Source organism: Bacillus cereus group sp. BfR-BA-01316, from assembly GCF_022664195.1.
Lineage (GTDB): Bacteria > Bacillota > Bacilli > Bacillales > Bacillaceae_G > Bacillus_A.
Window position 1 is genome coordinate 21,196 of the sequence record NZ_JAKUGX010000030.1, and the last position, 13,219, is coordinate 34,414.

Below are 13,219 nucleotides of genomic sequence, written 5' to 3' on the forward strand. Positions count from 1 at the left end.
AAGGATATATAGCAAACGGAGGCGAAGTACATGAATTTTCATTTTACTGAAGAGCAACAAATGATGAGGAAAATGGTTCGAGATTTTGCACAGAAGGAAATAGCTCCCTTTGTTCCTAGTATGGAACAAGGGGTGTTCCCAAAAGAGATTTTGCAAAAGATGGGTGAGCTTGGACTAATGGGTATTCCAGCGCCTGCAAAATATGGCGGGGCAGAAATGGATTTTATTTCTTATATTCTAGCGATTGAAGAAATTTCAAAGGTAAGCGCAACGGTTGGTGTAATTTTAGCTGTACATACGTCAGTTGGAATGAATCCGATTTTGTATTTTGGAACAGAAGAACAGAAGCAGAAATATGTTTCTAAACTGGCGACTGGTGAATATTTAGGCGCATTTGCTCTAACAGAACCGAATGCAGGATCAGATGCAGGTAGTTTGAAATCAAGAGCTGTAAAGAAAGGCGATCACTACATCATTAATGGATCGAAAGTCTTTATTACAAATGGTGGTGAAGCAAGTACATATATCGTCTTCGCGTCTACAAATCCAGATGCGGGGAAAAGCGGGATTTCAGCATTTATAGTAGAGAAAGATACACCAGGCTTAATCATCGGAAAAGATGAGCATAAGATGGGTCTTCTTGGTTCTCGTACAGTGCAACTTACGTTTGAAGATATGAAAGTGCCGGTCGAGAATTTACTTGGTGAAGAAGGACAAGGATTTAAGGTGGCAATGGCGAATTTAGATGTTGGGCGAATTGGAATCGGAGCGCAGGCATTAGGAATCGCGGAAGCGGCGCTTGCATGTGCGATTGATTATGCGAAAGAGCGTGAGCAATTTGGAAAGCCAATTGCGGCGCAGCAAGGACTCGGATTCAAACTTGCAGATATGGCGACTAGCGTAGAAGCAGCGCGATTACTTGTATACAGAGCAGCATCGCTAAGAGCACAAGGATTACCATGCGGTAAAGAAGCTTCTATTGCGAAATTATTTGCTTCTAAGACGGCTGTTGAAGTTGCGATTGAAGCGGTGCAAGTATTTGGTGGTTATGGTTATACGAAAGATTATCCAGTAGAAAGATTTTTCCGTGATGCGAAGATCACACAAATATATGAAGGAACGAGCGAAATACAAAAGCTTGTAATTAGTCGAGCTTTATAAAAAGGCAGAGGGGGAGACGGGAATGCATTTTAAATTATCAGAAGAACATGAAATGATAAGAAAAATGGTTCGGGATTTTGCAAGGAATGAAGTAGCACCGACGGCAGCAGAGCGTGATGAGGAAGAGCGATTTGATCGCGCTTTATTCGATCAAATGGCAGAGCTTGGTTTAACCGGTATTCCGTGGCCTGAAGAATACGGCGGAATTGGAAGCGATTACTTGGCGTATGTAATTGCCGTTGAAGAATTATCTCGTGTCTGTGCTTCTACAGGTGTAACGTTGTCTGCACATACTTCACTTGCTGGATGGCCGATTTTTAAATTTGGAACGGAAGAGCAAAAACAAAAATTTTTGCGCCCAATGGCTGAAGGGAAGAAAATTGGTGCATATGGCTTAACAGAACCAAGCTCTGGGTCAGATGCTGGTGGAATGAGGACGACTGCAAAACGAGATGGAGACCATTACATTTTAAATGGTTCGAAAATCTTTATTACAAATGGCGGCATTGCTGATATTTATGTTGTTTTTGCATTAACAGATCCTGAGTCAAAGCAACGCGGCACGAGTGCATTTATTGTGGAGAGTGATACGCTAGGATTTTCAGTTGGGAAGAAGGAAAGTAAGTTAGGAATTCGTTCTTCGCCAACGACTGAAATTATGTTTGAAGACTGCCGTATTCCTGTAGAGAATCTGCTAGGGGAAGAGGGCCAAGGATTTAAAGTTGCGATGCAAACGTTAGATGGCGGCCGTAATGGTATTGCGGCGCAAGCGGTCGGGATTGCACAATCCGCTTTAGATGCTTCTGTAGAATATGCAAGAGAACGTCATCAGTTTGGGAAGCCAATTGCGGCGCAACAAGGAATTGGCTTTAAACTTGCAGATATGGCAACGGATGTAGAGGCAGCGCGTCTTTTAACATATCAAGCGGCTTGGCTTGAATCTGAAGGGCTTCCGTACGGGAAAGAATCAGCGATGTCAAAAGTATTTGCAGGTGATACAGCGATGAAGGTAACGACTGAAGCAGTACAAGTATTTGGTGGTTATGGTTATACGAAAGATTATCCAGTAGAGCGTTATATGCGCGATGCAAAGATTACACAAATATATGAGGGAACACAAGAGATTCAAAGGCTTGTAATTTCTCGTATGTTAACGAAGTAGGAACGAAAGCGTAGGTATTTTCCTACGCTTTTTACTTCCAAAAATAATAGAGAGAGGTGAAGGGATGGTTAAACATAATGTACATGCGTCAGTGAAAGATGAAAAATTAGTTGCGTTAAGGCGTGAACAGATGATTAAAGGTGCGGTGCAGCTGTTTAAGCAAAAAGGATTCCCGCGTACAACAACGAGAGAAATTGCGAAAGCGGCTGGATTTAGTATCGGAACACTGTATGAATATATTCGCACAAAAGATGATGTATTATATTTAGTTTGTGATAGTATTTATGAACATGTAAAAGAGCGGTTAGAGGAAGTAGTGTGTACAGAGAAGGGAAGTATAGAAAGCTTAAAGATAGCGATAACGAATTACTTTAAAGTGATGGATGAATTGCAAGAAGAAGTATTAATTATGTATCAAGAGGTACGTTTTTTACCGAAAGAATCACTCCCATATGTATTAGAAAAAGAGTTTCAAATGGTCGGGATATTTGAGAATATTTTAGAGCAGTGTACGGAAAATGGGACATTTACACTAAATAAAAAGGAAGTACAGCTTCTTGCACATAATATTTTCATACAAGGACAAATGTGGGGATTTAGACGTTGGGCCCTGCAAAAACTGTATACGCTTGAAGAATATACTGAAATGCAAATTAGGTATGTACTGCAAGGAGCACATATGTTTCCGAAATAAGGAATAGACAAATTATAATTTTATTACCATATAAAGTGAAACTTTAATCAGTGGGGGGGGGGTGTTCATCCCACACTGATTATTAGCCTTCACCAATCGGGCGTTTACGGGCAGTGGATCTCCCACCTAACTTCTTTGCTCCAGCCGAATTTTGAGGTGGGAGTTTTACTGCCCGCAAATAGCGGGATAAAAGTTTCCCGTTTTTTTTGTAGCATATTTGTGCGACTTTTGTTTATAATGAATAGTATGGATTTTTTTAAGCAGACCGTTGTATATAAGGTTATATTTGAAGAAAGGAAGTGCCGCATAAGTGAATTTTAAGCAATATTCACCAGAAGAGCTAAAAGAATGTTCAATGATTGAAGTTGTACATAGCGTTTTAGGGGATAAAAGACAAGCAACGACATTCAACGAGTTGGTTCAAGAAATCGCTCAAGTGCTGGGACTATCTCAAGAACAAGTTAATGCGAAACTCGCACAATTTTATACAGATTTAAACATCGATGGACGTTTCATTAATTTAGGCGAAAATCGTTGGGGGCTACGTAGCTGGTACCCATATGAGCAAATTGATGAAGAAATTCTGCCTCAGCCAAAACCAAAGAAGAAACGCAAAGTTGAAGAGGACGGTTTTGACGACTACATTGAAGAAGATGATGTAGAAGAAGATGTAGAAGATGATGTAGAAGAAGATGTAGAAGATTTGGACAAGGTTCTTGAAGACGAAGACGCAGATGATGTAGAAGAAGATAATGAAGACTTCGCAGAAGAAGAACTTGAGTACGATGAAACTGAAGAAGAAGAAGAGGAAGAGCGGTAGTTCTTGACTTTTCATTATCGTCCATGTAGAATCATTTTTGGGCTCTTTAAAAAAAGACGATAATACTTTTAAAGTGTAAATATAAAAGAAAATTGCTCCCTACTTATTACTTTATGTGATGAGGGGAGCAATTTTCTTTTTTGTTTTTTGTTTAGAAAATAAAAAGAGTCTAACAATAAGATAGATACAGTGTTATCTACATACGTTGCACTTTGCAACGGTGATTATATAACAACGAAGTAGAAGGGAGTATTTTCATGACTAAGTATATTTTTGTAACAGGCGGTGTAGTATCGTCTTTAGGAAAAGGTATTACAGCAGCATCTCTTGGAAGACTTTTAAAAAATCGTGGTTTAAACGTAACTATTCAAAAGTTTGATCCATACATTAACGTAGACCCAGGGACTATGAGCCCATACCAACACGGTGAGGTATTCGTAACAGATGATGGTGCAGAAACGGACTTAGACCTAGGTCACTATGAGCGTTTTATCGACATCAACTTAAATAAATACAGCAACGTAACAACAGGTAAAATTTACTCTTCAGTTCTTCAAAAAGAGCGTCGTGGTGAATATTTAGGAGGAACAGTTCAAGTTATTCCTCACATTACTAACGAAATTAAAGAACGTGTATATCGTTCTGGTCGCGAAACAAACGCCGACGTTGTTATTACAGAAATCGGTGGAACTGTTGGTGATATTGAGTCTCTGCCATTCTTAGAAGCAATTCGTCAAATTAAGAGCGACATCGGTCGTGACAATGTAATGTACATTCACTGTACGTTAATCCCGTACTTAAAAGCAGCGGGTGAAATGAAAACAAAACCAACGCAACATAGCGTTAAAGAGCTTCGTAGCTTAGGTATTCAACCAAATATTATCGTTGTTCGTACAGAACTACCTGTTTCTCAGGACATGAAAGACAAGCTTGCATTATTCTGTGACATCGATACAAAAGCAGTTATCGAAGCACGCGATGCAGATACTTTATATGCGGTTCCATTATCTCTTCAAGAACAAAACATGGACCAAATCGTTTGCGATCACTTAAAATTAGACAATCCAGCTGCAGATATGACAGAGTGGACTGCGCTAGTTAATAAAGTACGTAACCTTTCTAAGAAAACAAAAATCGCTCTTGTTGGTAAATACGTAGAGCTTCAAGATGCATACATTTCTGTTGTAGAAGCACTTCGTCATGCAGGTTATTCATTCGACACAGATGTAGAAGTGAAATGGGTAAACGCTGAGCACGTAACAGCAGAGAACGTAAAAGAATTAGTTGGCGACACAGATGGTATCCTTGTACCAGGTGGCTTCGGCGATCGTGGTGTAGAAGGTAAGATCGTTGCAATTCAATATGCTCGTGAACACAAAGTTCCATTCTTAGGAATTTGCCTAGGTATGCAACTTGCATCAATCGAATTTGCACGTAACGTATTAGGATTAGAAGGGGCTAACTCTTCTGAAATTAATCCTGACACACCTTATGCAATTATCGATTTATTACCAGAACAAAAAGATGTAGAAGATTTAGGTGGTACGCTTCGCCTTGGTCTATACCCATGTAAGCTTGCTGAAGAAACAAATGCTTACAATGCTTACAACGAGCCGGTTGTATATGAGCGTCATCGTCATCGTTATGAGTTCAACAATCAATTCCGTCCAGATATGGAAAAAGCGGGATTTGTATTCTCTGGTACAAGCCCAGACGGTCGTCTAGTGGAAATTATTGAATTACAAGATCACCCTTGGTTCGTGGCAGCACAGTTCCATCCAGAACTTGTATCTCGTCCAAACCGTCCACAACCATTGTTCCATGATTTCGTAAGTGCTTCTATTACGAATAAAGAGAGCAAGTAATAAAAAAACAGCCGTCACTTTAAAGTGATGGCTGTTTTTTTATAAGTTTTCTATGTAATTATAATAATGACTTAGGATGCTGCAAGTTGTTGGCAAAGTTCCTCGTAAGCTACATTAATTTTTTTCATTTTTTCTTCTGAGCCATTTCCTGTATCAGGGTGATATTTCTTTGCTAAACTTCTATACTGTTTTTTGATAACATTCATATCTCTTGTATCTACAGGTAATTCTAAAGTTTCAAGAAGTGTGGAGATTCTAGAATTATTATTCCCTGAGGAAATCCAGTCCATATGAGCGTCGATGGTTTCTTAAGCAATCGCAAATATTTCTTTAAATTTATCAACAAATATTGGACCATCATATTTGTTAGATACAAATATATTTTGGTTTTCAAACTTTGATATAATGCCGCGTTTAATTAACATATTGAAAATAAGAAGGTCTCTCATGAAAATATAGACATCTGTTTTTAACTATTCATTAAAGTTTGCATCTGATATTTCAGTATACATATGACTAAATGTGTGCACGACACTGATGATATTAAAATTGGAATTAGTGTGATCTAAAAAATGGCCATTTCTATCCACGACAGAGAATGATTTCCCGTTTATATGAAAAAAGATAGGAACGATACGTCGGTCGTTTACTTGCTTAAGTTGGATTTCAATATTATTCGGATATAGAAAGAAGTAAATTGTTAAGTACGCGTATTAGCAAAGAAGATTAAATAGAAATGTATAACAGGAACTAAGTTTTAGGCCCTGTTAACATAAATTATTCATAGTCCCCAATTATTTCATCAATTGTAAATTTAATTCCGTGATAAGCAAATAAAGCTACAATTAAACTTGGGAAACCATAACGGTTACCTTCATCATCTGGAATAAGACCTTTTAACAGCTTTGTATCAATATGTACATCTGTATATTGTTCCAGTGATTCAGCACCTTCTTGAATAGCCGAGATTCCAACGATAGATTGGCCTTCTTCATGAAGTTTTTTCGCGGCTTTTATAATTTCTTCATCTGTCGAAAAACGACTAATAAGAAGTACGCGGTCCGCAGAAGTCACTACCGCCAGTTCACCGTTTTCTATTAAACGTTTTGCTTGTTTCATTGGTTCGGCGCCAAATAATGCTTCTGAAACAATACCCTCCATTTCGTTTGTACCATACAAGTAAATGAAACCGTCGCCAACTAACGCCTGGGCAAGTAGACGAGCGCTATCTTCTATATTCATTTCCTCTTTTTGAGAAATTTTTGAGAAATATCCACTTAATTGAGTCGAGAAAATTTTTAACATGTTGTTGCTCCTTTCTTTCGTGTTAGCTGGTTCTCATTATAGCTTATTTTTTTTGGAAAGGGGAAATAGTAGGGTGGCATAACAAAATAGGAAACGGTAAAATAAGAAAGAATAGGAAGGGATTTGGCAAAGAGTAGCGAAAATAAACCGATAAGATATAAGAAGCTTTAAATCTTGTACTTACACAGAAAGGTTGGGAGTTATGGAAGGGAAAATTTTAATCGTTGATGATCAATATGGCATTCGTGTTTTATTGCATGAAGTGTTCCAAAAAGAAGGTTATCAGACGTTCCAAGCAGCGAATGGATTTCAAGCTTTAGATATCGTGAAAAAAGATAATCCAGATTTAGTAGTGTTAGATATGAAAATCCCAGGTATGGATGGTATAGAGATTTTAAAACATGTAAAAGAAATTGATGAGAGTATTAAAGTGATTTTAATGACTGCTTATGGAGAATTGGATATGATTCAAGAAGCGAAAGATTTAGGAGCTTTAATGCACTTTGCTAAACCGTTTGATATTGATGAGATTCGTCAAGCAGTGAGAGATCAGCTTGCTGTAGAGGCGTAAAAAATGAATTTTTTATAAAAAATATGGAAAAAAGCGTTTACATGGACTATTGAGCAGGTGAATACGGTTGAGTTTTTGAGTACAAGTTGTTATCCTATTGAGTGTAGAAAGAAGTCCGGTATGTAAATATACATATTTTACCTTATCCTGGTCATACTACCAGCGATAAGAACTTATCGGATACAAAAAACGTTTTTTAGGAGGATTCACCATGCCTTTAGTTTCTATGAAAGAAATGCTAAACACAGCACTAGAAGGAAAATACGCAGTTGGTCAATTTAACATGAACAACTTAGAGTGGACTCAAGCTATCTTAGCTGCTGCGGAAGAAGAAAAATCTCCTGTAATCTTAGGTGTATCTGAGGGTGCAGCTCGTCATATGACTGGTTTCAAAACAGTTGTAGCTATGGTTAAAGCTTTAATCGAAGAAATGAACATTTCTGTTCCTGTAGCGATTCACCTTGATCATGGTTCAAGCTTCGAAAAGTGTAAAGAAGCAATTGATGCAGGTTTTACATCTGTAATGATCGACGCTTCTCACCACCCATTCGATGAAAACGTTGAAACTACTAAAAAAGTGGTAGAATACGCACACGCTCGTAACGTATCTGTTGAAGCTGAGCTTGGAACAGTTGGCGGACAAGAAGACGACATCATCGCTGAAGGCGTAATTTACGCTGATCCTGCAGAGTGTAAGCACCTTGTTGAAGCAACAGGTATCGATTGCCTAGCTCCAGCTTTAGGTTCTGTACACGGTCCTTACAAAGGTGAGCCTAACTTAGGATTCGCTGAAATGGAACAAGTTCGTGACTTCACTGGCGTACCTTTAGTATTACACGGTGGTACTGGTATCCCAACTGCTGATATCGTAAAAGCTATTTCTTTAGGTACTTCAAAAATTAACGTAAACACTGAGAACCAAATTGAGTTTACAAAGGCTGTTCGTGAAGCATTAAACAAAGACCAAGAAGTTTACGATCCTCGTAAATATATTGGACCTGGCCGCGACGCTATCAAAGCAACTGTTGCTGGTAAAATGCGTGAGTTCGGTTCTAACGGTAAAGCGTAAGAATAAAATTCCGTTTTGGAAACCGTCTAGTCTTTTAGACGGTTTCCTTTTGTTGTATAATGAAAGCGCGAACAAATCTAAAGATTTTATAAAGTGAATTTTTGGTTTGCGAATATAGAAAATAATGTGCATAATCCTATTAATAAATGTGGTAAGTATCTGAATTGAGGAATTTGATTCGATGAATAGTTAATCTTCATCTATTTGTACAGCAGGGGAGCTGCAGGTGATGGTTTTCTACTTATTGAGTTTGGATGGAAAGAGGGATTGAGATTCTTAAGGGGGAATCTTCTACTTCTCCTTATTAAAGAAGTAGAAGATAAATACATTCACAAGAAGGGAGCTCAATATGGAAAAGTTGCTAGTTGAAGGCGGAAGAGCTTTGAATGGAACAATTCGCGTGAGTGGTGCAAAGAACAGTGCTGTTGCACTAATTCCAGCGACAATTTTAGCAGATACTCCAGTAACTATCGGTGGCGTTCCTAATATTTCGGACGTGAAAATGTTAGGAGACTTACTGGAGGAAATTGGAGGGAAAGTAACTTATGGGCAGGAAGAAGAGATGGTAGTCGATCCTTCTAACATGGTTGCGATGCCTTTACCAAATGGAAAAGTGAAAAAATTGCGCGCCTCTTATTATTTAATGGGTGCAATGCTTGGCCGTTTTAAAAAAGCTGTTATTGGGCTTCCAGGTGGATGTCATTTAGGGCCACGACCGATTGATCAGCATATTAAAGGGTTTGAAGCGTTAGGGGCACATGTTACAAATGAACAAGGTGCCATTTATTTAAGAGCAGACGAACTACGTGGAGCGCGTATTTATTTAGATGTTGTTAGTGTAGGAGCTACGATTAATATTATGCTAGCGGCTGTACGAGCGAAAGGTAGAACTGTTATTGAAAATGCAGCGAAAGAACCAGAGATTATTGATGTAGCTACATTGTTAACGAGTATGGGAGCACGTATTAAAGGTGCTGGTACAGACGTAATCCGAATTGATGGTGTGGATTCTTTACATGGGTGTCACCACACTATCATCCCAGACCGTATTGAAGCTGGTACGTATATGATTTTAGGAGCAGCGTCAGGAGGAGAAGTAACAGTTGATAATGTTATTCCTCAGCATTTAGAATCCGTTACTGCGAAGCTAAGAGAAGCTGGTGTTCAAGTTGAAACGAACGATGACCAAATTACAGTGAATGGCAATAGAAGGTTAAAAGTAGTTGATGTAAAAACGCTTGTATATCCAGGGTTTCCAACAGATTTACAACAGCCGTTTACAACACTTTTAACAAAAGCGCATGGAACAGGAGTTGTAACTGATACAATTTACAGCGCACGTTTCAAGCATATTGATGAATTGCGCCGTATGAACGCGCAAATTAAAGTAGAAGGCCGTTCAGCAATTGTGACTGGACCTGTTTTATTGCAAGGTGCGAAGGTGAAAGCGAGTGACTTACGAGCTGGTGCGTCCCTTGTTATTGCGGGTTTAATGGCAGATGGCATTACAGAAGTAACGGGGCTTGATCATATTGATCGAGGTTACGAAAATATAGTAGACAAGCTTAAAGGGCTTGGCGCAAACATTTGGCGAGAACAAATGACAAAGAAAGAAATTGAAGAAATGAAGAATGCATAAAGTGAAACTTTAATCAGTATGGGGTATCCCACGCCGATTATTAGCCCTCACCAATCGGGATAAGGTGGTGATACTTCCGTTAATGGGGAGCGAAGAATCACTACTAACGGAAGCACACTTTATAGAAAAACAAGGTTCACAAAATACGGCAGAAATATAAAGACTTAAAGGAGAGGGATTATCGTGGAAAGAAGTTTATCTATGGAGTTAGTACGTGTAACAGAGGCTGCAGCATTATCATCAGCGCGTTGGATGGGTCTCGGAAAAAAAGATGAGGCAGATGGTGCAGCAACATCAGCTATGCGTGATGTATTTGATACAATTCCGATGAAAGGTACAGTTGTAATTGGCGAAGGCGAAATGGATGAAGCGCCAATGCTATATATCGGAGAGAAATTGGGTACAGGATATGGACCACGCGTAGACGTTGCAGTTGATCCTTTAGAAGGGACAAATATCGTAGCGGCTGGCGGCTGGAATGCGCTTGCTGTTATTGCAATTGCAGATCACGGCAATTTGTTACATGCTCCTGACATGTACATGGATAAAATCGCGGTTGGCCCAGAAGCGGTTGGAGCAATTGATATCGACGCACCTATCATCGATAACTTACGTGCTGTGGCGAAAGCGAAAAATAAAGATATTGAAGATGTTGTAGCGACAGTTTTAAATCGTCCACGTCATCAAGCAATTATTGAAGAAATTCGTAAAGCTGGAGCTCGTATTAAGTTAATTAACGATGGAGATGTAGCTGGAGCAATTAATACAGCATTTGACCGTACAGGTGTAGATATTTTATTCGGTTCTGGTGGGGCGCCTGAAGGAGTATTAGCGGCTGTTGCATTAAAATGTTTAGGTGGAGAAATCCAAGGGAAGCTTCTTCCTCAAAATGAAGCTGAATTAGCGCGTTGTAAAAAAATGGGCATTGAAGATATAAATCGTATCCTTCGTATGGAAGACTTAGTAAAGGGTGACGATGCAATCTTTGCAGCGACAGGTGTAACAGACGGAGAACTATTACGTGGTGTTCAATTTAAAGGTAGCGTAGGAACAACACAATCCCTTGTTATGCGTGCAAAATCAGGTACAGTACGCTTCGTAGACGGACGCCATAGCTTAAACAAAAAACCGAATTTGGTTATTAAGTAAAAAGCGTAAGCAGCTCGTTCAGAATGGGAGGGGGATGGAGCTTCTGACGTAGAGGCGCTTTTTGCCTCGTAGGAAGAAGCGAAGCCACCGACCATTCTAGCTGCTGAAGCTGGATTAAGTAAAAAGTGGAGGCGGCTCGTTCAGAATCGCAGGGCACTTCAAACTCTCGACCTTGAAGCGCTTTTTGCTTCGAGTGAGAGAGTGAAATGACCGGAGATTCTAGCCGCTGGAGCTAGATTAAATAAAAGCAGAAATGCCTTATCTATTCTTCTTTATAATAAGGTGAGTAGAAAAAAGTAAGAAATATAAAAGGCGAAGACAAATTTTCTTGTCTTCGCTTCTTGTATTTGTGTTTCAACGTATTGATTAAAACTAGACAAAAGGGTTACAATAGTGAATATTATCCTACTTGAACTTATTGCCTTTCATTATTATTTATTTGCCTTCCGTATTTTTTCCCTTTACCCATGTGAAAAGAGAATAACGTTAAAGTGTGGTGTCTGAATGAATTTGTCAATTGCAGCATTAGAAAACATGAAATTAAAAGAGTTATACGAGCTTGCGAAAGAATTTAAGATTTCGTATTACAGCAAGTTAACGAAAAAAGAGCTGATTTTCGCTATCTTAAAAGCTCGAGCAGAAAAAGAAGGTTTCTTTTTCATGGAAGGCGTATTAGAAATTATTCAATCAGAAGGATTTGGATTCCTACGTCCTATCAACTACTCTCCAAGCTCAGAAGATATTTATATCTCGGCTTCGCAAATTCGTCGTTTCGATTTACGTAATGGAGATAAGGTTTCTGGTAAAGTACGACCTCCGAAAGAAAATGAACGCTATTTTGGATTATTACAAGTTGAAGCTGTAAACGGAGATGATCCAGACTCAGCAAAAGAGCGTGTGCATTTCCCTGCATTAACACCGTTATACCCAGATCGCCAAATGAAATTGGAAACGGAAACGAAAAAGTTACCGACACGCATCATGGATTTAATCGCACCAGTTGGATTTGGACAACGTGGTTTAATTGTCGCGCCTCCAAAGGCTGGTAAAACAAGTCTGTTAAAAGAAATTGCACACAGTGTCACAACAAATCATCCGGAAGCAGAATTAATTGTACTTTTAATTGATGAGCGTCCAGAAGAAGTAACAGATATTGAACGTTCTGTTAAAGGTGATGTTGTAAGTTCTACTTTTGATGAAGTGCCAGAGAATCATATTAAAGTAGCGGAGCTTGTATTAGAGCGTGCAATGCGTCTTGTAGAGCATAAAAAAGACGTTGTCATTCTAATGGATAGTATTACCCGTTTAGCGCGTGCTTACAACCTTGTTATTCCGCCAAGTGGTAGAACTCTATCAGGTGGTATTGATCCAGCTGCTTTCCATAGGCCAAAGCGTTTCTTCGGTGCTGCACGTAATATCGAAGAGGGCGGTAGCTTAACAATTTTAGCAACAGCGCTTGTTGATACAGGTTCTCGTATGGATGATGTAATTTACGAAGAATTTAAAGGAACTGGAAATATGGAACTTCATTTAGATCGCTCATTAGCTGAGCGTCGTATCTTCCCGGCGATTGATATTCGTCGCTCTGGTACGCGTAAAGAAGACCTATTAATTCCGAAAGAACATTTAGACAAGCTGTGGGGTATTCGTAAAACAATGCGTGATACACCAGACTTTGTTGAAGGCTTCTTACGTAAACTTCGTCAAACAAAGACAAATGAAGAATTTTTACAAAACATTGTTGCAGACTCAAAAAGATATGTAACAACTAAGTAAAGGGAAAA

At 39.0% G+C, this 13,219-nt stretch carries 12 protein-coding genes; 10 read left to right on the forward strand and 2 right to left on the reverse strand.

Features of this window, described 5'->3' with window-relative positions:
• Window positions 1-30: 30 nt before the first annotated feature.
• From MR071_RS19645 to pyrG, 5 genes are all read left to right on the forward strand, one after another.
• Window positions 31-1,161, forward strand: a complete 1,131-nt coding sequence (locus MR071_RS19645; protein WP_105586077.1) for an acyl-CoA dehydrogenase — start codon at window positions 31-33, stop codon at window positions 1,159-1,161.
• Between the two features lie 22 nt (window positions 1,162-1,183).
• On the forward strand, window positions 1,184-2,323 hold the full coding sequence (gene acdA / locus MR071_RS19650; RefSeq protein WP_193646739.1) for an acyl-CoA dehydrogenase AcdA: 1,140 nt from the start codon (window positions 1,184-1,186) through the stop codon (window positions 2,321-2,323).
• Window positions 2,324-2,387: 64 nt separating this feature from the next.
• Window positions 2,388-3,017 (forward strand): TetR/AcrR family transcriptional regulator, encoded by a 630-nt coding sequence (locus MR071_RS19655; RefSeq protein ID WP_105586075.1) that lies wholly within the window; start codon window positions 2,388-2,390, stop codon window positions 3,015-3,017.
• A gap of 310 nt (window positions 3,018-3,327) precedes the next feature.
• On the forward strand, window positions 3,328-3,837 hold the full coding sequence (rpoE, locus tag MR071_RS19660; RefSeq protein WP_242237643.1) for a DNA-directed RNA polymerase subunit delta: 510 nt from the start codon (window positions 3,328-3,330) through the stop codon (window positions 3,835-3,837).
• A gap of 257 nt (window positions 3,838-4,094) precedes the next feature.
• Window positions 4,095-5,702 (forward strand): CTP synthase, encoded by a 1,608-nt coding sequence (gene pyrG, locus MR071_RS19665; RefSeq protein WP_105586073.1) that lies wholly within the window; start codon window positions 4,095-4,097, stop codon window positions 5,700-5,702.
• Between the two features lie 71 nt (window positions 5,703-5,773).
• Here pyrG and MR071_RS19670 read toward each other — a convergent pair whose 3' ends face one another.
• Together MR071_RS19670 and MR071_RS19675 are read right to left on the reverse strand one after the other, a co-directional pair.
• Window positions 5,774-5,992, reverse strand: coding sequence for a J domain-containing protein (locus MR071_RS19670; protein WP_105586072.1), 219 nt, complete (start codon window positions 5,990-5,992; stop codon window positions 5,774-5,776).
• Between the two features lie 487 nt (window positions 5,993-6,479).
• Window positions 6,480-7,007 carry a DUF2529 domain-containing protein gene (locus MR071_RS19675; RefSeq protein ID WP_105586071.1) on the reverse strand — a complete coding sequence of 176 codons (528 nt, stop codon included), beginning with the start codon at window positions 7,005-7,007 and terminating at the stop codon, window positions 6,480-6,482.
• A 202-nt stretch (window positions 7,008-7,209) separates the two neighbouring features.
• Between MR071_RS19675 and spo0F the strand changes: the two genes are divergently transcribed.
• The 5 genes from spo0F to rho all read left to right on the forward strand — a co-directional run bounded on the left by spo0F (window position 7,210) and on the right by rho (window position 13,211).
• On the forward strand, window positions 7,210-7,578 hold the full coding sequence (spo0F, locus tag MR071_RS19680) for a sporulation initiation phosphotransferase Spo0F (protein ID WP_000398592.1): 369 nt from the start codon (window positions 7,210-7,212) through the stop codon (window positions 7,576-7,578).
• A gap of 211 nt (window positions 7,579-7,789) precedes the next feature.
• Window positions 7,790-8,647: a class II fructose-bisphosphate aldolase gene (locus tag MR071_RS19685; RefSeq protein WP_002016312.1), complete on the forward strand. Its 858-nt coding sequence runs from the start codon at window positions 7,790-7,792 to the stop codon at window positions 8,645-8,647.
• A 349-nt stretch (window positions 8,648-8,996) separates the two neighbouring features.
• Window positions 8,997-10,286 (forward strand): UDP-N-acetylglucosamine 1-carboxyvinyltransferase, encoded by a 1,290-nt coding sequence (gene murA, locus MR071_RS19690; protein ID WP_242237645.1) that lies wholly within the window; start codon window positions 8,997-8,999, stop codon window positions 10,284-10,286.
• A 183-nt stretch (window positions 10,287-10,469) separates the two neighbouring features.
• Window positions 10,470-11,435 carry a class II fructose-bisphosphatase gene (gene glpX / locus MR071_RS19695; RefSeq protein ID WP_105586069.1) on the forward strand — a complete coding sequence of 322 codons (966 nt, stop codon included), beginning with the start codon at window positions 10,470-10,472 and terminating at the stop codon, window positions 11,433-11,435.
• A 504-nt stretch (window positions 11,436-11,939) separates the two neighbouring features.
• Complete coding sequence (rho, locus tag MR071_RS19700; protein WP_002123767.1) at window positions 11,940-13,211, forward strand: transcription termination factor Rho; 1,272 nt, start codon at window positions 11,940-11,942, stop codon at window positions 13,209-13,211.
• Window positions 13,212-13,219: the final 8 nt, after the last annotated feature.